Below are 24,192 nucleotides of genomic sequence, written 5' to 3'. Positions count from 1 at the left end.
GGTTACCGTGCAAGATACCGCCATCAAGAACTTCTGCATCTGGGCTCGCCGCGAGCTGATGGCCCAGGTGGCCCTGCAGGCGCGCCGCTACGGCATTCGCGAGGACGGCTACGACCCGGCAAGCGCCGACGCTATCGAGGGGCGTCCCCTGTCGGTTGACGAGCGCCGCCAGCGCGCCGACCTCATTCGCCGGTTGGGGGTTGCTGACGCCCCTGGGTACGAGGAGGCCTACAAGAGCCTCGTTGACCAAGCCGCCTACACCTGGTTCAACCGTCTTATTGCCATTCGCTTCATGGAGCTGAGCGATCGGCTGCCGAGCCATGTGCGCATGCTGTCGGCCGCCGACGGCTCCTTCGCGCCGCAGGTGCTGCGCGAGGCGCTGGATGTGCCCATCGAGGGGCTCGATACAGCCCAGGTAAGCGAGCTTCTGCAGGCCTCCGACGACGAGGCGCTGTTCCGCTGCCTGTTCCTTGCCCAGTGTCGCGAGTTGGCGGCCTGCCTGCCCGATGTGTTCGAGCCGGTAGGTGCCGCCATGGAGTTGCTGCTGCCCGAGGGGCTGCTGCGCCAGGGCAGCGTCGTGCAGCGCTTGGTGGACGATATTCCCGAAGAGGACTGGCGCGAGGGTGTGGAAATCGTCGGCTGGATGTACCAGTACTACGTGAGCGAGCGTAAGGACGAGGTGTTCGCCAGCTTCAAGAAGGGCAAGAAGGCCGATGCGGGCGCCATCGCGCCGGCCACCCAGCTGTTCACCCCCGATTGGATCGTCCGCTACCTGACCGAGAATTCACTTGGACGCTTGTGGGTGCAGTCGCGTCCCGAGAGTCGCCTGGTTGAGCAGATGCCCTACTACATTCCCGACGATTTGGGTGTGGAAGATTCCTCAGATGTTTCCGCTCAGGGAGATCCCGTAGGGGACGGCTTCAGCCGTCCCTCCCATCCCGTCTCAAGCCCCGAATCCCTCAAGGTCATCGACCCCGCCTGTGGCTCCGGCCATATTCTCGTTTACGCCTTCCGACTGTTGGCCGCCATGTACGAGGAGGCGGGGCATGTGCGCCGCGACATCCCGCGTCTTGTCTTGCAGAACAACTTGACTGGCTGCGAGATTGACCCGCGCGCCGCGCAGATGGCCTCGTTCGCCTTGGCTATGACCGCCTGCGAATGGGATTCCCGCTTCCTGCGCCGTGCCGATAAGGTGAGCGCGAACATCGTGTGCCTGCGTCCGGCTGAGCTAGATGCCGACGAGTTGGAAGAGGTGCCCTATCTGGCCGAGCGCACGGCGCTGCTAGATGCCATGGCCCACATGGGAGAGTGCGGCAGTCTGTTTGTGCCCGAGCCCGAGGACATTGCCGCCTTGAAGCGCGCCGACGACGAGCTGGACGCCTGCGAGGCCGGCGGAGACCTTCTGGCGTACCGCCCCCACGCTGCCGTCGCCCAGATGCTCGCCAACTGCAAGCCTCTTATCGAGGCCTACGATGCCGTCATCGCGAACCCACCCTATATGGGCTCCTCAAACATGGACAAGTGGCTTGCGAATTGGACGAAGAAACACTATCCCGACAGCAAGCGTGACCTGTGCACCTGTTTCATCGAGCGCGGCTTCACCCTTGCGAAGCCCTGCGGTTACTCCGCCATGGTTACCATGCAGAGCTGGATGTTCCTCGGTAGCTTCGAGGCTCTACGTGAGAAGATATTGAAGGAGCGATCCATCGCTTCCATGGCTCATCTGGGCACACGCGCGTTCGATGCCATCGGCGGTGAAGTTGTTGCCACTACGGCCACGGTTTTCGGCGGAAGCTCCGCCAATGCACCCGCAAGCTATCTGCGCCTGGTCGACTTCGATGGAGAGACTGCCAAAGAGGAATCCATCCGAGAGGCCATCGCCAACCCAGCCTGCGGCTGGTTCTACCGCCGAAGCACTGACGCCTTCAAATCCATCCCCGGCACCCCCATAGCCTACTGGGCGAGCGAGAAAACGCATCAAATTTTTAGAGACGGGTTGCCGTTGCACAGCTTTGCAGTTCCTAGGCAAGGGCTCGCAACAGGAAATAACGATTGTTTCATGCGTTGTTGGTGGGAGGTGTCACTAGCCAAAGAGTTGTTCAATTGCACTTCGGCGGAAGAAGCGGTCAAATCAGGTATGAAGTGGTATCCCTACAACAAAGGAGGGTCTGCCCGAAAATGGTTTGGAAACTTTGATTATATTGTTAACTGGGAAAATGATGGAGAGGCGATAAAGAATAACATTGATAAATACGGCAATCTAAAATCCCGTCCACAAAATCTATCGTATTACTTTCTTCCTTCGATTACTTGGAGCTTAACTGGAAGTAGGGCGGCATTCAGGTATAGACCGCCGGGCAGCATATTCGACGTAAACGGAATGAGTCTTTTTCCTCAGACGTTGGAAATCAATGATTTATTGGCATTTTTAAACAGCTCTTCCGCTGAACAGTTGCTTTCCATTTTGGCTGGAACGATTTCTTTTCAAGTTGGTGATGTGGCGAAGCTGCCAATTATGGCGGGAGAATTGCCTGTTGCTTCAAGTTGCTGCGAAGTATGCTTGCGGAGCGCCATGGCTGACCAGGAGTCCCGTGAGACGTCTTGGAGCTTTGCCCATCATTCAATGGTGTAGGAGGACGCATGTTCCCGATTTTTGATATAAATGGAATAGAAAGCAGCTTGAGGGGGCGGAGGGATAGACGTGCGATTCTTCTTCTGCTCGTGAAGCCAAGTGACGAGATGGCTGATAGCCTTATACAGAAGTTTAATTACTATCATTTCGATTCCGCCGAAGCTTGCTCTATTTTTGCAGCTGGTTTTAGCGAAGGCTGCTTCTCCAACGAGTATGAGGACGCATATGAGGTATGTAGCGTGTGTGGAAGGAGCTGGTGGTATAGCGATCAGTGTTTTGTCGGGCTCAAAAAACAGCTTGAAGCTCGTTTGAAATGGCGATATAGCGGCGAGATTGAAATACTGATCCTTCAGCGCTCGATGGGCGAACACTCATCGTTGGATTTCACCAATTATGTCTCAATTGACGCCCTAGCTGGCATACGTGAAGGGTATATCGATTCTTTGCCCAGACTAATGGAATCGCTGATTAATGCCTCGAAGGTAGAAGTTGAGTCAAAGAGAGTTTTGGATCAGGCAAAAAGGTTGAGTCCAAAAGAAATTGCCCAGGAAGCAATAAAGACAACGCTTGAGGCTATCGGTTGTCCTGAAAGGCTGCGGCAGGCACTGAGCAACTCGGCTTTCTACCGCTCTGCAAAACGAAAAGGATAATTTGTTATTTATATAAACAATACTATTAATATTGAAAAGGAATCATCATCTTGCTAGTGCCAATCTTAGACAAATCTGAAGCCTGGATGCCCGAGGCCAATGCTCGCTTCGATTGGTTGAGGGCTAACGAGGAAGAGTTTGGCCGCATTTTCGTGGGCTCCGGCTCTTGCGTGTTGTCTTACGGTGTGGATTTCCGTACTGCTACAATAGCGGCCAGCGGATGCCCGTGTTCGAAGTTGCGGGCAGCGCCGTTTATGTTTCTGCTGACCGCAAGTAAACTAGCGCTTGCGGTCAGGCTTTGTTTCGGGGCGCGAACCCCGTGCTGCGGGCACGGCCCTGATCGCCGGCATCTCCGTTTCAGCTTATTCCAATCGCTTTTTGCGCATCTTCTTCAGGTAGTTCTTTTTGAATGCGGTGCTTCCGCCGAAGAAAATACCGTCAGTTGCGGTTTGCTGCTTTTGGTCGTATTTAAGGGCTGCGAGTTCAAGACCGCACAGGTAATCGGCGAGCTGGAAGAGGCGAAACGATTTCGGGTCGACCAGCCGAAAGATGACGGCTTTGTCTCCCAGTGCCTTTACGAAAGCCCGGCGGATGGCGTGGGTGACAATGCTCTGCCCGTTATCGTAGTAGATCTTAATCTGACTAAAGGTTTGAAAGTAGGCCAGGTTAATCTGCAAATACCCCGTCAATTCTTGGGAGAGTTTCTCCTGGAGGCTTTCAGGAGATTCGAAGTGACTCTTTTCGTAGGAGAAAGTGCGGTATTTGAAAGGGAGATCTTCTGCAAATCTTCGAAATTTGGCAAGCAGGGCTTTGCGGACATCCAGGCTTTCGACCGCATAAGAGCCATGGCCGTTCATGAGCGGAGAAAAATGAAAAGGGAGATCGGGGAGGTTGCTGTTTGCGAGATGGGTCCTGTAGGCCTTGTCGCGCATTTCAACGGAATCGCGCTGATCATGCATTACGAGGGTCACAAGATAGTAGCGAGATACGCTTCCCGTGTCCCCCGATTCATCTATGAATACAGAAAGGTCTCCCATGTTCGTCCTCCGACAGTGCTACGCGATGGGCGTGGCCGTCAGCTGCGTGAGGGGTGTGCTGAAAGATCGAGCCAAATATGCTGGATGCTGGGGCCTGCGATAAAAAATGCCGGGGGATTGCCCCCGGCTCTTGGAGGTAGTTCCCGAAAGAACCACCACGTTGTTTTTACCACAGCGGTAGATGTTTGCGCAAGTAAAAATTCACATGATGCTGTGGCGTTATCGAGAATGGCCAGTGCGTTGAAAGAAAGGAGGGCCGCTTAGTGGCTACGCTCATTGCGGACAAGTACGAGGCCTGGAAGGCTGAGGCTAATGCGCGCTTCGACCAGCTGAAGGCCAACGAAGAGGAGCTGAACCGCATCTTCGCGGAGATTTACAACATGGTGGGGGAGGTGCCCATCGAGGTGGAGGACAAATACGTCTCGGTGGCGCGCATCTTCGATACGGCCGAGGAAATTCCCGAGTCGTTCAAGGGTAACAAGTACGTGCGCACCCGCCGCGACGAGATCGTCTCGCTTATCAGTTACGCCGTGGGTTGCATGCTCGGGCGCTACTCGCTTGACAAGGACGGCCTCATTCTGGCGAACCAGGGCGACACGCTGGACGATTACCTCGCCCAAGTGCCCGACCCCACTTTCACGCCCGATGCGGACAACGTGCTGCCCATCACCGACGACGAGTACTTCGACGACGACATTGTGGGCAACTTCGTGGAATGGGTGCGCGTGACCTACGGCGACGAGACGCTGGAGGAGAACCTGCGCTATGTGGCCGATGCGCTCGGCGGCAAGGGCAGCCCGCGCCAGGTGATTCGCGACTACTTCGTGAAGGATTTCTTCCGCGACCACTGTCAAACCTACAAGAAGCGACCCATCTACTGGCTGTTTGATTCCGGCAAGAAGAACGGCTTCAAGGCGCTTGTGTACATGCACCGCTACCGACCCGACCTGCTGGCGCGCCTGCGCACCGACTACGTGCACGAGCAGCAGGAGCGCTACCGCACGCAGATCGCTCATCTGGAAGACGCCGAGCATGAGGCATCGGGCGCCGAGAAGACGCGCATCGGCAAATCGCTGAAGAAGCTGCGCGACCAGCTGGACGAGACCACTGCTTTCGAGGAGAAGGTGCACCATCTGGCCGACCAGATGATCGAGATAGATCTGGATGACGGTGTGAAGGTGAACTACGCCAAGTTCCAAGATGTGCTGGCGAAGATCAAGTAAGGGAAAGGATAGGATCATGGATTTCGACCCCAACGTTCTTTTCGCTCAGACTCTCGACCTTACGTTTGAGGGGGACGAAAAGGCTTTCAACTCGGCCAGCAATTTTCTGTCCAAGGTCCAGAGGCTTCTTGACGCGGGTGAGCCTTATCCTGAGGAATATTCCTTTCTTGAGGATTTTACCAACTTGGACAGCCTGCCTTTTACCGAGATATCAGAGAGAGTTGAAGTGACGGGTTTGCCCTTGAGCGGCCTGAGCGACGTCATCCTGTTTCTCAAGGTGCTCGCTTACCACGGGAATTTATCGTTCAAGGGCGCGCTTTATTCGCCTCGGCCCTTTGATATGGTGGATTCGTACGTTATCTTCTTTCTGAGTATTGGCGAGAACGAGCATGGGAAGGTGCTCGACATCCAGCAGTACGGGAGGCCGATAGGGGAAGGCCCGCTTGATATCCACGACGAAATTATGCGCTGGTTCAGCGGGGAAAACCCGCGACGTCAGGAGATGGAGGAGGAGAACGCTGCCCGTCGAGACGGGGATGACGATGAAACTGAAAGTTTCTCGGATAACGTGGTGACCCTTGATTTTCCGGCGCTCATGCTGACGCTGCTTTCGGGCAACTGGGTGTTTTTTAACGAAGGGGAAATTGTCTGGAACGGAGAGCATCACGAGATAACGGGCATTCAGATTAACGCAGCCCAGGTCGATGAACTCATGCCGTTCTGGAATCACTACACCACCGATTTCGACGATATTAACGAGGTCGTGGAGTATTTCCTCGCCTTTATGAGGCAGTTGGAGGAAGATGGGGCCTTTGTTGTCCCGCGCGATCGCATTGCGCCAGGTGTTTGCCAGGCTTTACCCGATGGCCCTCTGACGGGCATCACGTTCGCGAATTTGGCCGCATGCGGCGCCGCTTTTCAGGTTGTCTCGGTGAAGGATGATACCTACAGCGTTGTTTTCGATACCCGTCTTGCCATAGGCATACCGCAGTTCTTCAATTTGGTAGCCCGCCTTCTGTGGGATTGGCGCCAGATATTGAGATCGGTGCGAGGAGAGCCGTTCAAAATCATGTTCGGTGCGGCACGCAACTTTGACGCCGATCGGTATCTCGGTGGGGTGGATAAGCCTGTGCTCGGCGCTCAGGACAATCCGATGGTGCTGGAGGTGGCTGCCTGCCCAGAGATTGCGTTATCCGAAGTCGAGACCGGTGCGTGCGAGCTATCGTGTGAGGAGGCGGCCGTGTGTGAGGAGACGGCCGTGTGCGAGGAGCCGCCGTGCGGGGAAGTGACGCGCGAGGATGTCTGCACGCATGAGGAGTTTCTGCACGAGGGCGCTGAGCGGGAAGAGGCGGAGCGCGCCCTGCGACTTCAGGCTCTCGCAGACCGGGAAGCCATGCTTGTGGGCGACCAGAAAGCTGTCTTCGAGGCTATCGGCTTGGTTGGCGGTGGTGTGAGTGTCGACGAGCTCAGCTCGATTGTCGATGTTGAAGGTGGCGCGAAGGCCCTTCGCAAGGTTATCCTGCCCGAACTTCTCGAATCAGGGTTGGTGCAGGTGTACAAGGAAAGCGCGCCGGGCACTGATGACGATACGCGAGCCAAGCGATTCTACACATGGAGCCAGATGCGATTCTCCCTCATGAAGAAGGCGGATAGGAAGGCATTCGGCGAATGTGCAAAGCGCCATTTGCTCGAGGCGGCTGACGATCCCATCATGAGCGAGGCGAGTGCCGAGATATTGCGTCTTGAGAATGAGCTGAGCCGATGCTCGCTGGAAAAGCAGCGGTTGAAGGGCGAGCTCAAGGAAGCGAAGAGGGCGTATGAGGAAATCCGGCATCGCAATAAAGCCCTTATCAAGATCTTGAAGAGAAACGCGCGGTCGACCGTCGACTAGCGGCGCTTTCTACGATGGGATGCGGTGAGATACCGTGAAATGCACGAGGAGAAGTTTGTGACCGAAATTGATGTGAGGGAGCGCTTTCTGGCGCGATTCGCTGAGCCGCTTTTCGGGGCGGCTCGTCGGCGCATCGTGATTTGGCACGATGCGGATGGGGAATTCGAGGAAGCGTTCGATGGCTTGACGGCCGATGCCGAGGCTGGGCGATTTGATCAGGGAGTGCGGCCCCTGCGGTTCCTGAAGATTCAGGATGGTTCGCTGTTCTCGGCCAAGCGCATGCTCTCGCGCGAGGATACCGAGAGCGATTTCGCCCTGTACCGCTGTCGGGCCGGCAGCGATTTGACGGGGGATCTGTTCGCCGACGTGGAGTTGTACGCTGAGCATTTTCAGGCCGATGGGCTGTCGCTGCTCGTGCAAACGGTGGGAGCCGTCGACACCTCCGAGGTGCGCGGCGCCCTTGCCGAGCTGCGCCCCTTTTTCGCGGCCAAAGATCGCGTAGCGGCCTTTGTGGCTGTTATGCCGCAGGCCCAAAGCGCGACCGATGTGCGCGCGGGTGTGCTGGCCGCGGCATTGGGGAAGATCCCTCCGACTGCCCAGGCCATCGTGCGAGCCTATGCTCTGGCCGTCTTGGCCGAAGATGAGGGGTGCTCGGAGCGCATGCTCGAGCGCCTCGAGCGTTATGGAGCCGCCGAGGCGATGCGGCGCTGCGTGGAGAGGGTCACAGGGTTCGGCGGGGATATTGGCGACGGGCGAGCCCTGATGGAGCATCTGCTGTTGTCGGCCTTTGCGGCTACGGTTTCCGAGGACCTGCTTGTGGGGCTAGAGGGCCGATACTCGGCGGCTCATAGCCAGTTTTGCCTGGGCATTGTGCACGATTGGGCCGAGGCTTCCGAGGAAGAGCGGGCGGTTTTGACTGAGGCGGCCGAGCGCGTGCAGGGCGATCTTAACCTGGAGATGCGCTTCGCCGCTGCACCGGCGGCAGCCTTTATCGCCTCCGACGTGTTTCCCGCCGTCGGCCATGCCATCGTGCGCGAATTGGCGACGTCGCTCGCCCAGGGGGCCGACCGGCGCGCCGAGGTACGCGAAGCCGCGGGCGTGCGGCGCGGATTGTCCGACTACGGCGATCTGGCCAGCTATTTCGATATGATGGAGGCGGCGTGCGCCATGCAGGACTTCCTGCGTGCCCATGGCGAGGGCTACCATGCGTCTTCCGCGGCTGCCGCATGGAATGCCTACGCTGCGGATTGGTGGCAGATGGACGGCGCCTACCGCCGTTTTTGCGAGGCGCACCGCCGCTGCGCGCGCCACGGCGCGCCCGATCTTTCTGAAGCGGCAGACTCCCTGTCCGATTGGGCGGAGCGGCAGTACGCCAACGGGTTCCTCGTTTCCGCCAACGAGTGCTGGGCGACCGCGGCTGAGGCCGACTGGGATCGCGAGGGTTACGTGGAAGGCGTTGCCCGCCAGCATCGCTTCTACGATGAGGTGGTGGAAAACGAGCTGGCCGGCGCCAAGCGCGTCGTGGTCATCGTGAGCGACGCCTTGCGCTACGAGGTGGCGCACGAGCTGGCTGACGTGCTGGAGCGCAGCCAGCGGGTGTCGTGCGCGGTCGATGCCGTGCAGGGCGCCTTCCCCTCCATCACGAGCTTTGGCATGGCGGCGCTGCTGCCCCACCGGTCCCTGTCGGTGGACGCGGCGCGGGGTTTGGCGGTGTTGGCCGACGGTGCGCCCACGGCGACGACCGAGCAGCGCCAGGCGGTGCTGCAGGCGCGGCGTCCGGCCTCGAGGGCTTTCCGGGCCGCGGACGTGCTGGCTATGAAGTCGGCCGAACAGCGCGAGCTCGTCCGCGATGCGGAAGTGATCTACCTCTACCACAACACGGTGGACGCCACCGGCGAGGACGCCTCGACTGAGCACGATGTGTTCGGCGCGTGCCAGCGTGCCGTCGACGACATCTGCGGGCTGGTGCGCATCGCCACCAATCAGTTCAAGGCCACGCGCATTGTGGTGACGGCCGACCATGGATTCCTGTACACGCGCGAGGCGGCGCCTGCCACTGACAAATATTCTCAGGCAGGTTTGCGGGATGAGGCCATCGCAGTGGGCGAGCGCTACGTCGTCGCTCCATCGGGGGTGGCAGACGACCTGCTTCTGAGGGTGTCCCTGAACCCCGTGGGGGGAGAGGGGCTCGTGGGGCTCGCGCCGCGCGGCTTCGTGCGCATCAACCGCCCGGGGGGCGTGGGCCGCTATGCCCATGGGGGCGCCAGTTTGCAGGAGCTCTGCGTGCCTGTGCTTCGCGTTCGTTACGGCGGCTCTCGTTCGAAGAACATCGACAACGCCGTGGCCGCCGAAGTGAGGTTGCTGGACACCAACCGGCGCATCACGTCGATGCTCTTCGGCGTACGGCTGTACCAGCCCGAGCCGGTGAGCGGAAAAGTCGCCCCCGCTACGTACGAGTTAGTGCTTACGGATGGCTCGGGCAATCCCGTGAGCGATGTGCGCCGCGCGGTGGCCGATCGGGCCGACGCTGATGAGCGGGCCCGCATCGTGGAGGTGCGCTTCGCCCTGCGAGAGGGCCGCTCCTACGGCCCCGGCGAGCCTTTCTACCTGGTGGCGCGCAACCAGGATACGGGTGAGATGGCCTGGAAAGAGGAGTACCAGGTGGATATCGCCTTCGCGCCGATGGACGATTTCGGATTCTAGGAGGATACGGTGAGAGAGAACGAAGAGAACTTTTTTGCCCCATCGTCGTCGGTCGACTCGGCAGCCGAGGCCTGGGACGACGACGCGGTATTCGCCGATCCCATCGCCGAGGCGCCGGATGCGCCCGCAAGTGATAGGGACGCGGTCGCGCCTTCCGTCGAGGCAATCGGTGACGGGCCGTGCGACTCTGACGACTCCATCAACGAGGCCATGGACGAGGTGTCCGCCGTTGCTGCGGTCGATGGTCTCTTCGAGACCGACGAGGTGGATCGGCTGGCCGTGGATCATTTCCCTGGCAAGATCGTGCGCAAAGACCTGACGGCCCTCATGAAGCGCGGCGCCAACGTGCCTACTTTCGTGCTGGAATACCTGCTCGGCATGTATTGCTCCACCAGCGATCCGGTGGCGGTGGAGGCGGGGTTGGAGCGCATTCGGGGCATTCTCCTGAACAACTACGTGCGCCCCGATGAGTCCGAGGTCATCAAGTCCAAGATACGCGAACTGGGCTCCTACACCGTCATCGACAAAGTGTCTGCGCGCTTGGACGAACGCAACGACAACTACGTTGCCTCCTTCACCAACCTGCGCATCGAGCCTTTCGTCATGCCTGCGGAGTATGTGCGTCAGTTCACGAAAATCCTCCAAGGCGGCATTTGGTGCATTATGCGCATTCAGTACACCCATCCGGTGGACGATGACTTCGCCGACATCTTCGACGAGCCGACGCCTAAGAAGAAGGAGAAGAGCCGCGGGGCGCAGGATTCGCCCTTCAGCGTGATTAGCCTGAATCCCATCCAGATGCCCAATCTCGATCTGGATTCGATGATCGACCAGCGACGGCACTTCACTACCGAGCAATGGCAGGAGCTGCTGCTGCGCTCGGCCGGCTATGAGCCCACGGCCCTAACCGAGAAGGAGCGCATGCACTTTCTCGAGCGCATGGTGCCCCTTATCGAGCGCAACTACAACCTTTGCGAACTGGGGCCGCGCGGCACGGGCAAATCGCACATCTACAAAGAGATTTCCCCCTATGCCATTCTGCTGTCCGGCGGCCAGACCACCACGGCGAACCTGTTCGGGCGCATGAATGCCCGCGGCGAGAGCCGGCTGGGGCTTGTGGGGCTTTGGGACTGCGTTACCTTCGACGAGGTGGCGGGCATGAACTTCAAGGACGCCAATGCCGTCCAGATTATGAAGGACTACATGGCTTCGGGTAGCTACGCCCGCGGGCGCGATACGCTCAACGCTGACGCCTCCATCGTCATGGAGGGCAACATCAACGATTCGGTGCAGAACGTGCTGAAGACCACGCATCTGTTCGATCCCTTTCCTCCGGAGTTCAACGACGATAGCGCCTTTTTCGATCGCATCCACTACTACCTGCCCGGTTGGGAGATTCCCAAGATGCGCTCGAACCTGCTGACGGAGCATTACGGGCTGATTACTGACTGCTTGAGCGAATTTTGCAAGGAGATGCGCCGTAAGGACTTCACGCATCTCATCGACCGCTACTTCCGGTTGAACTCCGACTTCAACAAGCGCGATGAGATAGCCGTGCGCAAGACCTTTAGCGGACTGGCGAAGCTGCTGTTTCCCGACGGCGAGATGACCAAAGACGACGTGCGCTGGATTCTCGAGTACGCCATCGAGGGGCGGCGACGCGTGAAGGAACAGCTGAAGATCATGGCTGGCGTGGAATTCATCGATGTGGCCCTGGGCTACTACGACGCGGACGATCCCGCCGACGTGCGTGTGGTGCCGGTTCCGGAGCAGTCTGACGACTCGCTCGTTCCCGATGCGCCCCTTCTGCCGGGTCACGTGTTTGCCATCGGTCATTCGGTGGTCACGGGCGAGTGCGCTATCTACAAGCTGGAGAACCGGGCAGTGGCCGGTGAGTTCAAATTGCAGACCGAGGGGCTGGGCCGCTCCAGGGCGGTGCAGGAGGCCTTCAAGGCGGCGTTCAACTATTTCGAAAACAATGCGGCCCGCGTGGCGCCGGGCATGCATATCGGTGTCAAGGACTATCTGCTGTTTTTCAATGATCTGCAGGGAAAGGGGCCTTCCGACGAGGTGTCCTTGGCTGAGTTCGTCGGGCTGTGCTCGGCGGCGGCGAACCGACCTGTGGCCCCGGCGCTTGTGATTCCGGGCGTGTTGCGCATGTCGGGCACCATGGGCGACCTGCGCGATTTGGAAGACATCCTGCGTGTGGCCCGCAACGCCGGAGCGCGGCGCATCCTTCTGCCCATGAGCTCCATACGCGACCTACAGGACATTTCCTCGGAGCTGATCGGTGCCGTCAGCCCCGATTTCTATCCAGACGGGGATGCGGTGTCCGCGGCCAAGAAGGCCTTGGAGCTTTAAGGGGGCATGATGGCTGAGAACGAGCATGTGGAGCGCGCAGTAGAGTCGGGGGCGCTGGTGGAGGCGCTGGTCGAGCGCGATGCGGCGGCTCGAGAGGCCTGTGCAGAGCAGGACCTTCGGCAGCAGCGCGCCCGCGAGCTGGTGGCAGTGCTCGACGCGGTGAAGTCGCGGGCTCAGCGCGAGCGGGAGCGGCGCGCTTGGCGGGCTGCTCGGGCCGTTGAATGCATGTGTCAAGATGTCGAGCAGGATGTCCTTGGACAGCTCGCGCGCGACCCCCGAATGCCTCAGGCCATTAACTATCGCCAGCGCTATCGGGCGTTTCTGCGCATGGAAGATCGCGACCAGCTGTTTGGGCGTCTCGAGCAGACGCTCGATTTGGCCGATCGCATCCTTAACCTCGCCCCGAAACTCGATGTGGACGCAGCCTTTCGCGAGGCCGCCGGGACCATTGCCGCGCGCATTGCGCTGCGGGCGGGAGAAGCGCCCGTGCCGCTTATGGAGGAGGCGCTGGGAGCTGCTGAGGGGGCGGCGGTCTCGGGTGGTGTTCCGACAGAAGGGGGAGGGGCGTCCGATTTGGACCGTCTGCTCGACCGTGCCTTCGCCGCTGTCCCCATTACCGAGGACGGGGCCGTCGGGCTGCTCGTTTCCGAGAGCGAGTTCGAGGATGAGAAGCGCTCCCTTGGGGACGAGCTCGACGGGGCCGTCGCCGCGGAGGAGGCGCGCAATGCCCAGCAGGTGGCGGGTGCTTCCATCGATCTATCTGGGCTTCCCTCCTTCAATGGCTCCACAACGCTGGAGTTCGAATACTCGCCGGATGAGCTGTCTGCGCTCTCCGCGCTGGTGCGCATCTCGTTCGAGACGTTCAAGCGCGTGGTACAGGATCACGGCCTGTTTGCCGCCTTCGCTGCCGACGGCGCCTTCGGGGGTTGCTCCTACGACCCGTGGTGGTCCATGGGCTGGCTCGACGACTGGCGCGCCGATCTGCTTTCCGGTCTTGGGGGAGAAGAACCAGATGGGCGGGATATTCCGGTGACCTTCGAGGAGGACGAGGGCGGTGACGCCCCGGCCCGCGCCATCGAGCGCATGAAAGAGTTCAACGCGAAGCCCTTCTACGGCATGCTCGATGACAATTTCGCTTTCCACACCGAGGCCTTCTGGTACGGCTTCCGCAAGCTCATGGAATACATCAACGGTCTTTGCAAGGTGAATACGGGCGACTTCTGCGAGTACTTGGAGGACTTGAACGCGTTCGTTGCCGGTGGGGCCGAGCAGCTGGGTCTGCGCATGAGTGATAGGCAGCTCGCCGAATGGTGCGGCGCTCTTCAAGATGCGTCTTAGAAGTGGGGTGGAATTTTTTTCCGGGAGGTGTCCATGGCAACGATCGACGTTGATGCGTTGCGCGAGTATCTGCGCGACTACTACGGCACGGCCATGATGAGCGGTCTGTGGCCGGCCGTGGCCGATCTGGGGGAGGTGGATGCCATGGGCGGCCACGAGCTGTGTGAGCGCGCCGAGGAGTTGGGCGTCGATCTGCGGAAGTTCGCGGTGGGGAAGTAACGGCGCACCTCCTCTCCCAACGGGTTCTCCCGATCATCGCGAGGCGTTCTGCATTGTTCGGGAGGAGCACCTCTGCTATAATGTATGACATGTCATACTGAAAGGAGGGAGCTATGGACGCCGTGCTTACGGTTCGTCTGGATCCCGCTGTCAAATCGCAGGGTTCCGCCGTTATGGAGCGGCTCGGCACCACGCCTTCGAAAGCCGTGCGGGAACTGTTCGATTTCGCTGTGCGCAATGACGCGCTTCCTTTCGGCGACGCGCATGCTTCGTCGCAGGAGGAAATCGCTCGGCGCATCGCCGCCTTCGATCGCTGCCATACGAAAAAGCCCCTCGCACTTACCGATGACGAGTTGCGGGACGAGCGTTTGAGGAGCCGCTATGGACTTGATGCTTGACACCAACATCGTTCTGGACCACATCGGTCGGCGCGAGCCGTTCTACGAGCTCTCGCGGCGCACCTGCCTGCTCGGTATCGTTGGCGAAGCGCGCACGTTCATCTCGGCGAGCATGGTCACCGATCTCTTCTACCTGCTGCGCAAGGATTTCGGCAGTCGCGAGGCGCAGCGCATGATCGAGGAGGATCTGTCGTTTCTGCAAGTTGTAGGGGTCTTGCCCGAAGATGTGTCGACAGCTCTGGCTCAAAAGTGGAACGATTTCGAGGACTGCCTCGTCGCTCGATGTGCTAAAAAGGCGGGGGCCGATTACATCGTCACGCGCAATGTGAAGGATTTCGAGCGCTCCTCTGTGAAGGCTATCACGCCGCAGCAACTCTTCGACGAGCTGGACGCCCGCGGTATCGTCTATCGGGAGATTCTCTGGTCCGATGATCTGGCGGCAGATGCCTAGAGACGTGCGGAAAATGCGCCGCTGTCGGGTGCTCGGGCCTGGGAAGGGGCGCGTTCGTATACAATGGGGTGCGACTTGTACCTGATCGATTGAGGAACCGGCACTTCCATGACTGATTCTGCTGAACTGAGCGCGGCCGCGGGCGCCGATCCCGTGGCTGCCGACCGCGCTGCTGCGCCCTTCTCCTCCGTGGCCGTTATCGGCTTGGGGCTTATCGGGGCGTCGCTGGCGGCGGCGCTTGCCGACAAGATGCCCGACGTGCGCGTCTTCGGGGTGGATACCGACGCCGCCACCTGCGCCACGGCCGCAGACCGCGGCTGGTGCGCCGTCGCCTGCGGCCCCGACGACCCCGCCTTCCGTGCCTTCGTGGAGGACGAGTGCGAGCTCGTGGTCATCGCCACGCCCGTGGCCGCGGTGGACGACTATCTCGGCCGTTTGCGCGACTGGGGCTACGCGGGCGTGGTCACCGACACCATCTCCACCAAGGGCCATATCCTGGCCGCGGCCGAAGCCCTGCTGCCGGCCCCGGCCCGCTACGTGCCGGGGCATCCCATGGCCGGCTCCGAGCAGAACGGCATCGCCGGCGCCCGCACCGACCTGTTCGAGGGCGCGAACTGGATTCTCTGTCCCGACGAGCGCACCGCTCCCGAGGACTTCCAGCACCTCCACGAGTTCGTGCGCGGCCTGGAGGCTCGCGTGGTGTCGCTGCACCGCGAGGAGCACGACGCGGCCGTGGCCATTGTGAGCCACGTGCCCCATATGGTGGCCTCCTCGCTCATGCAGCTGGCAAGCGCCCATGCCGACGATACCGGTTCCATCATGCGGCTCGCGGCCGGCGGCTTCAAGGACACCACGCGCATCGCCGCCGGGTCCCCGAAGCTGTGGTGCGGCATCGCCTTCGACAACGCCGAGGCGCTGGGGGAGGGCCTGGCCGAGATGGCCGCCATTCTGGAGTCGTTCGCCGCCGCGCTCGCCGCCGGCGACCGCGACACCTTCACCCGCCTGCTCGCCGAGGCCGCCGAGGCGCGCCGGGCGCTTCCCGCGGCCTGGGTGCCCTCCACCGAGAAGCTTCTGGAGGTGCGCATTCCCATGGTGAACCGCACGGGCGTGGTGGCCGAGGTGTGCACCATTGCCTCGTCGGTGGGGTGCAATATACAATCCATTGACATCGACCACATCAGCGAGGGCAACGCCGTGCTGTCGCTCATCCTAACGGACGAGGGCGACGTGGGGCAGCTGTCCCTGCAGCTGATCAACGCCGGTTTCTCCGTATCATTTAGTCCGATTATGCCGAAGGAGTACGCTCATGTCGACTGAGAACCTGCCTCCCTACACCGTCATCGAGCCTCTGGGCGGCGCGCTCTCGGGCGCCTGCCATGTGCCCGGCGACAAGTCCATCTCGCACCGCGCGGTGCTGTTTTCCGCCATGGCCGCCGGCACCTCCCATGTGGAGGGGGTGCTCGATTCTGAGGACGTGCGCGCCTCCATTCGCGCCGTAGAGGCCCTGGGCGCCTCGGTGGATTTGCGCCGGCAGGCCGACGGCACGCTGGCGGGCACGGTGACCGGCTGGGGCGCGGAAGGCCCGCGTCAGCCCGACGCTCCCATCGACTGCGGCAACTCCGGCACCACGGCGCGCCTGCTCATGGGCATTGTGGCGCCGTGGGATATTTCCGTTACCATCACTGGCGATGCCAGCCTGCAGAAGCGCCCCATGCGCCGCATCGTGGCGCCGCTTGCGAAGATGGGCGCCTCCTTCGAGCCCGAGACGCCCGAGACGCTGCCCATCACGGTGCACGGCACGCGGCGTCTGCGCCCCATCGAGTACGCGAGCCCCATGGCCTCGGCCCAGCTGAAGACCGCGGTGCTTCTGGCCGGCACCTTCGCCGACGGCACCACCACGGTGACCGAGCCCGCGCCCTCGCGCAACCACACCGAGCTCATGCTGCCCGAGTTCAACGTGCCCACCACAGCTGGCACCCGCGTGGCCGGCGTGGAAGGCCCCGCTGAAATGCTTGCCTCCGACGTGGTGGTGCCCGGCGATCCCTCCTCGGCCGCCTTCATCGCCGCTGCGGCGCTGCTCATTCCCGGCAGCGCGGTGCGTATCGAGAACGTGTCGCTGAACCCGGCCCGCATCGGGTTCGTGCGCACCTTAGAGCGCATGGGCGCCTCCATCGAGGAGTCCTACCGCGGTGCCGAGGGCAAGGAGCCCCGCGGCACCCTGAGCGTGCAGTACACGCCCGTCCTGCGCGGCTGCGAGGTGCCCTCCCAGCACATCGCCTCGGTCATCGATGAGATTCCCGTGCTGGCGCTTGTGGCCGCCCATGCCCGCGGCATCACGGTGTTCCACGAGGTGGGCGAGCTTCGCGTGAAGGAATCCGATCGTCTGGCCGCCATCATCGAGGGCCTGGCCCAGCTGGGGGTGGACGCCTGGGAAGAGGGCGACGACCTGTTCATCGAGGGCAATCCGGACCTTACAGTGCCCGAGGGCCTCGTATTCAATTCCCATGGCGACCATCGCCTGGCCATGACCTGGGCGCTTGTGGGCGCCTGCGGGCGCGTGCCCGTGTCGGTGACCGACTTCACGTGCGTCGCCGTGAGCTACCCCGATTTCCTCGCCGATCTGAAGGAGCTGGTGAAGTAATGATCATTGCCATCGACGGGCCCTCGGGGGCCGGCAAGTCCACCGTGGCCAAGGCCGTGGCCAAGGAGCTCGGCTTCTCCTGCCTGGACACGGGGGCTATGTACCGCGCTATCGCCTGGCAGGCGCTGCAAAACGGCGTCGCGCTGGATGACGACGCGGCCTTGGGTGAGGTGGCTCGCAGCTACGACATCGCCTTCGGCCATGTGGCGGGCGATCCGGTTCCGCGCCGTGTGTTCATTGGGGACGCGGAAGTGACCGACGCCATTCGCACTGCCGAGATCGACCGCGCCGTGAGCCCCGTGTCGGCCGCGCCCTCGGTGCGCGCCGCCCTGCTCGACCAGCAGCGGAGAATCGGCAACGGCGGCAACTACGTGGTGGAGGGGCGCGACATCGGCACTGTGGTGTTCCCGGATGCGGCCGTGAAGGTGTTCCTCACGGCTTCCGACGAGGAGCGCGCCCATCGCCGCGTGCGCCAGAATGTGGACCGCGGTATCGGCTCCATCGACTACGACGAGGTGCTGGCCGACCTGCGCCGCCGTGACGAGGCCGACTCGTCGCGCGCCACCGCGCCGCTGCGTGCGGCCGACGATGCCGTGCAGATCGATTCCACGAGCCACTACATCGAGGAAGTCATCGAGCAGATATGCGAACTTGCTCGTAGTTCTTCCTGATTCAACTTTGGCAATGCGTAGAGGAGCATCGGGTGGTGCTCACCAAGCGAGTTCCGCAGCGAACGAAACAGCCCAGTGGGCTGTTTCGCCGAGCGAGGACTGTTTGAGCGACTGAGTGCTACCCGATGGTCCGACCTCGGCGAGATGCAAAGACCAAACGCACGTAATGGAAGGCCAAAAGCATGTTCTTGAAATACTCCGACATGTGGGACATGGACCTGGGCGGCCGCGACCGCTCCCATGAGATTCCCCATTGGTTCGGCAACCTGGCGTGGATCGTCATCGGCGGTTTGTGCAAGCTGCTGTTCCGCTACCGCGTGGACAACCGCGACAAGCTGCGTGCCTTCCAGGATGCCACCGGCGCGCTCGTCATCTGCAACCACACGTCGTTTTTCGACGTGGTGTTCATGTACCTGGCCGCGCGTCCGAAGCAGTGGGTGCGCCTCATGGGTCGCGACTCGCTCTTCGACAACGCCGGCGGCCTTCTGGGCCAGATCCTCTCGCGGGTGGGCGCCTTCCCCGTGAAGCGCGACACGGCCGACATGGCCTCCATCAAGCGCGCCGTGCGCATGCTGAAAAACGACGAGCTCGTGGGCATTTTGCCCGAGGGCACGCGCCGCGGCAAGACCGACCGGGTGCCCTCCATCCACGCCGGCGTGTCGGTGATCGCCCGCATGGCGAAGGTGCCCATTTTGCCCATGACCGTGCGCGGGGTTGAGCGCATCAAGCAGAAGGGCCGGGGCGTGCGCTTGCCGAAGGTGACCGTGGACTACGGCGATCCCATCCTCGTCGGCGACTTCGACTTTTTGCCGAAGGACGAGCGCGTGGAGGCCTGCACCTGGTACGCCATGCGCGAATGCTTCGCGTTGTTCTACAACACGGTCCCCGAGAACGTGGATATGGCCGCGCTGTTCCCCGAGACGCGCGACTACGCGCCGGTGTTCGCCGAGCATCCCATCCCACGCCACACGAGCGAGGAGCTGGCAGCCGCCGCCCGCGAGGCCCGGGCCGAGAAGGAGGCCAAGGCCGCAGCTAAGGCCGCCAAGGCGGGGAAGGAGTAGCCGTGGAAGTGATTCGCGCGAAGCGGGCCGGGGCGTGCTACGGGGTGCAGCGGGCGCTCGATATGGCCGACGAGGTCATCGAGGGCGGAAACCGCGCCTACACGCTGGGGCCGCTCATCCATAATCCGCAGGTGGTGGCCGACCTGGCCGCCCGGGGCGCCGAGGCCGTGGGCTCGGTGGACGACATCGCGTGGGAGGCCGCTGCGGAAGGCGCCGTCGAGGGCGTATCGGCCGCCCCGGCCGTGGTCATCCGCTCCCACGGAGTGACGCCCGAGGTGCTTGATGCCGTGCGCGGGCGTGGCTTCGCGGTAGTGGACGCCACCTGCCCGCATGTGTCCCGCGCCCAGGCGGCCGCCGCCGAGCTCGCGCGAGAAGGCTGCCGCGTCATCGTGCTCGGCGAGGCGGGGCATCCGGAGGTGGAGGGCCTGACCGCCTGGGCCCGTCAGGCCGGCGGCAAGGTGGACGTGGTGGCCGGTCCCGACGAGATTCCCGCGGGCCTGTACGACCCGGTGGGCGTGGTGGCCCAGACCACCCAGCGCCGCGAGAACCTGGAGGCTGTGGTGGGCGCCCTGCGCGAGGCGGGGCTCGATCCCATCGTGAGGAACACCATCTGCTCGGCCACGCGCCAGCGTCAGGAGGCCGCCGCCGAGCTGGCCGCGGGCGTGGATGCCATGGTGGTCATCGGCGGCCGCAACTCGTCGAACACCACGCGGCTGGCCGAGGTATGCGCCGACGCGTGCCCGCGCACCTTCCATATCGAAAGCGCCGACGAGCTGGACGCTGCTGCCTTCGCGGGTTGCAAGCGCTTGGGGCTTACTGCCGGCGCATCCACGCCCGAGAACCAGATCGCCTCGGTGGAGGCGTTTCTGCGCACGCTGTAGGAACGCACGGTGGCCACCTACCCCGGAAAAGATATTGAGCGCGAGGCTGCGAGGCACGCGGCTGAAGAGGGGCGACTGAAGTCGCCCCCTACGGGTTTTGTCCCCCATGCGTCAATCGCCGTGACCGATTCCGTCGTCCCCCATGCGTCAATCGCTGGGACCGATTCCGTCGTCCCCCATGCGTCAATCGCCGTGACCGATTCCGTAGGGGGCGACTTCAGTCGCCCCTCCCAACCCGAGGAAACCGCCTCGGCCGCCGAGCCGCCGCAATTTTGTGCGACTCCGGCAACGCCGGCCGATGCGGCGGCTGCGGCCTGGGAGGGCCCGGTGGCGCGCATTATCGCCGTGGAGCCGGAAAGCCCCGCCGACGACGCGGGCTTCGCGCCCGGCTGCTATCTCACGACCGTGGACGGGCATCCCCTGCGCGACATCATCGACTGGCGCTGGCTCGCCTCCGACGACGTCATTGCCGTGGGCTACATCGATCTGGACGGCGAGGCCGGGGAAGTGGAGCTCGAGCGCGAGCCGGGGGAGGACTGGGGCTTCGCGTTCGACGGCGTGCTGTTCGATGCGGTGAAGCTCTGCCGCAACGCCTGCGTGTTCTGCTTCATGCGCCAGCTGCCCGAGGGCGTGCGTCCCTCACTCGTGCTGCGCGACGACGACTTCCGCCTGAGCTTTCTGTCGGGTACCTTCGTCACGCTCACGAACCTGAAGCCGGAAGACGAGGCCCGTATCGTCGAGCAGCACATCAGCCCCTTGCGCGTGAGCCTGCACGCGAGCGAGCCGAATCTGCGCCGCCGCATAATCGGCCGTCATGCCGACCACGGCCTGGCGGCCCTCGAGCGCCTGCTGGCTGCGGGCATCAAGGCCCATGCGCAGATCGTGCTCATGCCGGGCGTCAACGACGGCCACGCCCTGCGCGAGACCTTGGAATGGGCCTGGGCGCGCCCGAATATCAGCGGCATCGGCATCGTACCGTTGGGCTTCACCAAGCACCAGACGGCCCTGCACGAGAGTTTCACGAGCCCCGAGTCCGCCCGCGGTGTCATCGAGGTGATCGCCCCCTTCCAGAAGCGCGCCCGCGCCGAGCGGGGGACGCCCTGGGTCTTCGCCGCCGACGAGTTCTACGTGAACGCCTACGGCGCGGAAACCCCCGAGCGCATTCCGCCGGCGAGCGATTACGGCGACTACGACATGTTCGAGGACGGCATCGGCATCGTGCGCTCCTACGTGGACGAGTTCGCCGAGGCCTGCGAGAGCGGCCTGGCCGCCCGCGCCGCCGAGGAGCTGGCCTCCCGCAACCTCGTGGCCCGCTACATCATCGGAGAGGCCATGCAGCCCTTTCTGGACGCCATGATCGAGGAGAGCCCCCTGGCCGGTCGCCTGGTGCCCCTCACGGTGCGCAACGACTACTTCGGCGGCAACGTGAACGTCACCGGCCTGCTGTGCGCCTGCGACATCGCCGCTGCCATTCGGAATGCGGTAGGGACGGAACCCGCCCCCAGCGAGGAAGAGGGCCACTCGACGAAGGTTGGGCAGGGGGCAGGTGCGGGGTGCTCTGACCAAGCGAGTTCCGCGGCATCTGAAACAGTGGGCGACACGCTTGCGCGAGGGCGGGGCGGGGGCTCGCGCGCAGGTTGCGCAGCGAACGAAACAGTCCAGTGGACTGTTTCGCCGAGCGAGCCATTGCTTGAGCACGTGCCTCCGCCCCGCCCCCGCGACGCGGAGAGCTGCGGCCAACTGTTCCTCATTCCGAGCGTCATCTTGAACGATAACGGCGTGACGCTGGATGACATGACCGTGCAGGATATCGAAAACGCGGTCGGAGCGCCCGTTCACGTGGTATCCTGTAACCCGCTCGACTACCTGCCCGAGATCATCGCGCTGGCCGAGCGCGAAGACGTTTCATAGCCCGCAAGGGCCCGCGAGCGCGGCCGCCCCGCCGCGCGTAATAGAAGAGGAACCATCATGGCACTGCCTATTGTCGCCATCGTCGGCCGCCCGAACGTGGGCAAGTCGACGTTGGTCAACCGCATCGCCCAAACGGGCGAGGCCATCGTGCACGAGATGCGCGGCGTCACCCGCGACCGCAGCTACCACAAGGCCGACTGGAACGGCGTCGAGTTCATGCTCATCGACACCGGCGGCATCGAGATGGGCGGCGACGACGCTTTCCAGGGCTCCATCCGCTCCCAGGCCTTCGAGGGCGCGCGCGAGGCCGACGTCATCATCTTTTTGGTGGACGGCAAGACCGGCATCAACACCGACGACGAGGAAGTGGCGCGCATCCTGCAGAAGTCGAACAAGCCGGTGTTCCTGGCGGTGAACAAAATGGACAATCCGGCTCGCATGGACGAGGTGTGGGAGTTCTACGCCTTAGGTCTGGGTGACCCGTGGCCGGTGAGCGCCCAGCACGGCAACGGCACGGGCGACCTGCTGGACGAGGTGGTGGCCGAGCTGCGCAAGGTTGAGTACGAGCCCGAGGAAGAGGTGCAGGCCATCAACGTGGCCATCATCGGCCGGCCGAATGCGGGAAAGAGCTCGCTCACCAACAAGCTCACCAACAACGACCGCTCCATCGTGTCCGATGTGGCCGGCACCACCCGCGACGCCATCGACACCCTGGTGGAGCACGAGGGTCAGATGTACCGCATCGTGGACACCGCTGGCCTGCGCCGCAAGAGCCAGATCGACGAGGACGTGGAGTACTACGGCTTCGTGCGCGCCATGCGTGCCATCGACCGAGCCGATGTGGCCCTGCTCGTCATCGACGGCACCCTGGGCCTTACCAACGAGGACCAGCGCGTGGCGGGATACGCCGCCGAGCGTGGGTGTGCCATGGTGATCGTGCTGAACAAGTGGGACATCGTGGAGGGCCCCGAGGCCAAGGAGAAGATTCGCGAGCGCATCGAGGACCGCATGACGTTCGTGGGCTACGCGCCGGTGGTGGCCATCTCGGCGCTCACCGGCAAGCGCGTCGACCGCATCTGGGGTGCCATCGACGAGGTGTACGAGAACTACAGCCGCACCATCCCCACCAACCAGCTGAACACCTGGCTCGCCGGTATCCGCGAGACGGGGCACACGGTATCGAAGGGCAAGGCCATCCTGCGTATGAAGTACCTCACGCAAACCGGCACCTGCCCGCCGCATTTCACATTCTTCGTGAACCGCCCCGACGTGGTGGACGACAACTACGAGCGCTACCTGGAGAACCGCATGCGCGAGACCTTCCCGCTTACGGGCACGCCCATCCGCCTGAAGTTCAAGAAGAAGGACTAGCCCATGGCCGCGGTTATCGGTTGGCTGGCGCTTGCCTTCGTCGTCTCGTTCCTCTTGGGCTCCATTCCCTGGGGCGTCATCGTGTCGAAGCTGGCCTTCAAGAAGGATCTGCGCGACGAGGGGAGCGGCAACATCGGCACCACCAACGCCATGCGCACCCTGGGCAAGGCCGGAGGAGCGGCGGTGTTCGTGCTCGACTTCGGGAAGGGCATCGCCGCCGGAGCGCTGGCGGCCTACGTGTTCGTGCCGGCCATCGCCGGTGTGGAGGTCGACGCGACCACGGCCGACGGCCAGGCGCTGCTGACTGCCTTCGGCTCGGCGGGCGTGAACCCGGCGGCGCTTGCCATGGTCCTGGCCTTCGCCGGCTGCACCTTGGGCCACATCTTCAGCCCGTGGCTCAAGTTCAAGGGCGGCAAGGGCATCGCCGTGGCCGCCGCGTGCCTTCTGTTCGTCTACGGGCCCGTGGGCTTCCTCGTCGAGATCGCGGTATTCGCCGCCGGCATCGCGCTCACGCGCTGTGTGTCGGTGGGCTCCATCGCCGCCGCCGTGGTGTGCCCGCTGCTCGGTCTGTACTACTACGGGGGCCAGTGGGTGCCGTGGCTGATCATCCTGGCCACCGCCTGCGTGGTCGTCTGGGCCCACCGCGCCAACATCGGTCGCCTGCGCACCGGCACCGAGAACAAGATCGGCAGTAAGAAAAAGTAGGTTGCGATTCCTCGAGATCGGACTTTCGGGTAGTACTCAGTCGCTCAG

Annotated in this window: 19 protein-coding genes; 18 read left to right on the top strand and 1 reads right to left on the bottom strand. The window is 62.7% G+C overall.

Going from position 1 to position 24,192, the window contains the following annotated elements:
• Positions 1 to 7 precede the first annotated feature (7 nt).
• Positions 8 to 2,632 (top strand): BREX-1 system adenine-specific DNA-methyltransferase PglX, encoded by a 2,625-nt coding sequence (pglX, locus tag VIN30_RS03765; RefSeq protein ID WP_338209401.1) that lies wholly within the window; start codon positions 8 to 10, stop codon positions 2,630 to 2,632.
• An 8-nt stretch (positions 2,633 to 2,640) separates the two neighbouring features.
• Positions 2,641 to 3,282: a hypothetical protein gene (locus tag VIN30_RS03760; protein WP_338209399.1), complete on the top strand. Its 642-nt coding sequence runs from the start codon at positions 2,641 to 2,643 to the stop codon at positions 3,280 to 3,282.
• 362 nt (positions 3,283 to 3,644) lie between these two features.
• Here VIN30_RS03760 and VIN30_RS03755 read toward each other — a convergent pair whose 3' ends face one another.
• Positions 3,645 to 4,319, bottom strand: a complete 675-nt coding sequence (locus VIN30_RS03755; RefSeq protein WP_326423821.1) for a DUF3800 domain-containing protein — start codon at positions 4,317 to 4,319, stop codon at positions 3,645 to 3,647.
• Positions 4,320 to 4,582: 263 nt separating this feature from the next.
• Between VIN30_RS03755 and VIN30_RS03750 the strand changes: the two genes are divergently transcribed.
• From VIN30_RS03750 to VIN30_RS03675, 16 genes are all read left to right on the top strand, one after another.
• The gene (locus tag VIN30_RS03750; RefSeq protein WP_338209396.1) at positions 4,583 to 5,542 is read left to right on the top strand and encodes a BREX-1 system adenine-specific DNA-methyltransferase PglX; all 960 of its coding nucleotides are present in this window, start codon (positions 4,583 to 4,585) and stop codon (positions 5,540 to 5,542) included.
• 16 nt (positions 5,543 to 5,558) lie between these two features.
• Positions 5,559 to 7,433 (top strand): hypothetical protein, encoded by a 1,875-nt coding sequence (locus tag VIN30_RS03745; RefSeq protein ID WP_338209395.1) that lies wholly within the window; start codon positions 5,559 to 5,561, stop codon positions 7,431 to 7,433.
• 57 nt (positions 7,434 to 7,490) lie between these two features.
• Positions 7,491 to 10,136, top strand: a complete 2,646-nt coding sequence (gene pglZ, locus VIN30_RS03740) for a BREX-1 system phosphatase PglZ type A (RefSeq protein ID WP_338209393.1) — start codon at positions 7,491 to 7,493, stop codon at positions 10,134 to 10,136.
• Positions 10,137 to 10,145: 9 nt separating this feature from the next.
• Positions 10,146 to 12,497 (top strand): protease Lon-related BREX system protein BrxL, encoded by a 2,352-nt coding sequence (gene brxL / locus VIN30_RS03735; protein WP_338209391.1) that lies wholly within the window; start codon positions 10,146 to 10,148, stop codon positions 12,495 to 12,497.
• 9 nt (positions 12,498 to 12,506) lie between these two features.
• A complete protein-coding gene (locus VIN30_RS03730) occupies positions 12,507 to 13,835 on the top strand; it encodes a hypothetical protein (RefSeq protein ID WP_338209389.1) in 1,329 nt (442 codons plus the stop codon).
• A gap of 33 nt (positions 13,836 to 13,868) precedes the next feature.
• A complete protein-coding gene (locus tag VIN30_RS03725; protein WP_338209387.1) occupies positions 13,869 to 14,054 on the top strand; it encodes a hypothetical protein in 186 nt (61 codons plus the stop codon).
• Between the two features lie 113 nt (positions 14,055 to 14,167).
• On the top strand, positions 14,168 to 14,452 hold the full coding sequence (locus VIN30_RS03720) for a type II toxin-antitoxin system RelB/DinJ family antitoxin (protein WP_326423809.1): 285 nt from the start codon (positions 14,168 to 14,170) through the stop codon (positions 14,450 to 14,452).
• Complete coding sequence (locus VIN30_RS03715) at positions 14,436 to 14,903, top strand: PIN domain-containing protein (protein WP_338209384.1); 468 nt, start codon at positions 14,436 to 14,438, stop codon at positions 14,901 to 14,903. Before VIN30_RS03720 ends, VIN30_RS03715 begins: the two co-directional genes overlap by 17 nt.
• Before the next feature lie 108 nt (positions 14,904 to 15,011).
• On the top strand, positions 15,012 to 16,220 hold the full coding sequence (locus VIN30_RS03710) for a prephenate dehydrogenase (protein WP_338209382.1): 1,209 nt from the start codon (positions 15,012 to 15,014) through the stop codon (positions 16,218 to 16,220).
• Positions 16,210 to 17,544 (top strand): 3-phosphoshikimate 1-carboxyvinyltransferase, encoded by a 1,335-nt coding sequence (gene aroA, locus VIN30_RS03705; RefSeq protein WP_338209380.1) that lies wholly within the window; start codon positions 16,210 to 16,212, stop codon positions 17,542 to 17,544. The genes VIN30_RS03710 and aroA overlap by 11 nt, the downstream gene beginning before the upstream one ends.
• Positions 17,544 to 18,215, top strand: a complete 672-nt coding sequence (gene cmk / locus VIN30_RS03700; RefSeq protein ID WP_338209378.1) for a (d)CMP kinase — start codon at positions 17,544 to 17,546, stop codon at positions 18,213 to 18,215. The genes aroA and cmk overlap by 1 nt, the downstream gene beginning before the upstream one ends.
• Positions 18,216 to 18,397: 182 nt before the next feature.
• The gene (locus tag VIN30_RS03695) at positions 18,398 to 19,276 is read left to right on the top strand and encodes a lysophospholipid acyltransferase family protein (RefSeq protein WP_338209376.1); all 879 of its coding nucleotides are present in this window, start codon (positions 18,398 to 18,400) and stop codon (positions 19,274 to 19,276) included.
• 2 nt (positions 19,277 to 19,278) lie between these two features.
• A complete protein-coding gene (ispH, locus tag VIN30_RS03690; protein ID WP_338209374.1) occupies positions 19,279 to 20,157 on the top strand; it encodes a 4-hydroxy-3-methylbut-2-enyl diphosphate reductase in 879 nt (292 codons plus the stop codon).
• Between the two features lie 9 nt (positions 20,158 to 20,166).
• Positions 20,167 to 22,068: a DUF512 domain-containing protein gene (locus VIN30_RS03685; RefSeq protein WP_338209373.1), complete on the top strand. Its 1,902-nt coding sequence runs from the start codon at positions 20,167 to 20,169 to the stop codon at positions 22,066 to 22,068.
• Between the two features lie 57 nt (positions 22,069 to 22,125).
• Complete coding sequence (gene der / locus VIN30_RS03680) at positions 22,126 to 23,439, top strand: ribosome biogenesis GTPase Der (protein WP_326423799.1); 1,314 nt, start codon at positions 22,126 to 22,128, stop codon at positions 23,437 to 23,439.
• 3 nt (positions 23,440 to 23,442) lie between these two features.
• Positions 23,443 to 24,144 (top strand): glycerol-3-phosphate acyltransferase, encoded by a 702-nt coding sequence (locus tag VIN30_RS03675; RefSeq protein ID WP_338209370.1) that lies wholly within the window; start codon positions 23,443 to 23,445, stop codon positions 24,142 to 24,144.
• Positions 24,145 to 24,192 lie beyond the last annotated feature (48 nt).

The sequence above is a fragment of the Adlercreutzia wanghongyangiae genome (assembly GCF_035989245.1).
Lineage (GTDB): Bacteria > Actinomycetota > Coriobacteriia > Coriobacteriales > Eggerthellaceae > Adlercreutzia > Adlercreutzia wanghongyangiae.
This window is presented reverse-complemented; position numbering and strand designations above follow the sequence as displayed.

Excerpts from the sequence above, each read along its gene's own strand:
- cmk (WP_338209378.1), top strand. The coding sequence starts at position 17,544 with ATGATCATTGCCATCGACGGGCCCTCGGGGGCCGGCAAGTCCACCGTG.
- VIN30_RS03695 (WP_338209376.1), top strand. The coding sequence starts at position 18,398 with ATGTTCTTGAAATACTCCGACATGTGGGACATGGACCTGGGCGGCCGC.
- VIN30_RS03730 (WP_338209389.1), top strand. The coding sequence starts at position 12,507 with ATGGCTGAGAACGAGCATGTGGAGCGCGCAGTAGAGTCGGGGGCGCTG.
- aroA (WP_338209380.1), top strand. The coding sequence starts at position 16,210 with ATGTCGACTGAGAACCTGCCTCCCTACACCGTCATCGAGCCTCTGGGC.
- VIN30_RS03745 (WP_338209395.1), top strand. The coding sequence starts at position 5,559 with ATGGATTTCGACCCCAACGTTCTTTTCGCTCAGACTCTCGACCTTACG.
- VIN30_RS03760 (WP_338209399.1), top strand. The coding sequence starts at position 2,641 with ATGTTCCCGATTTTTGATATAAATGGAATAGAAAGCAGCTTGAGGGGG.
- VIN30_RS03715 (WP_338209384.1), top strand. The coding sequence starts at position 14,436 with ATGGACTTGATGCTTGACACCAACATCGTTCTGGACCACATCGGTCGG.
- VIN30_RS03755 (WP_326423821.1), bottom strand. The coding sequence starts at position 4,319 with ATGGGAGACCTTTCTGTATTCATAGATGAATCGGGGGACACGGGAAGC.
- VIN30_RS03720 (WP_326423809.1), top strand. The coding sequence starts at position 14,168 with ATGGACGCCGTGCTTACGGTTCGTCTGGATCCCGCTGTCAAATCGCAG.
- VIN30_RS03675 (WP_338209370.1), top strand. The coding sequence starts at position 23,443 with ATGGCCGCGGTTATCGGTTGGCTGGCGCTTGCCTTCGTCGTCTCGTTC.
- VIN30_RS03725 (WP_338209387.1), top strand. The coding sequence starts at position 13,869 with ATGGCAACGATCGACGTTGATGCGTTGCGCGAGTATCTGCGCGACTAC.
- der (WP_326423799.1), top strand. The coding sequence starts at position 22,126 with ATGGCACTGCCTATTGTCGCCATCGTCGGCCGCCCGAACGTGGGCAAG.
- VIN30_RS03710 (WP_338209382.1), top strand. The coding sequence starts at position 15,012 with ATGACTGATTCTGCTGAACTGAGCGCGGCCGCGGGCGCCGATCCCGTG.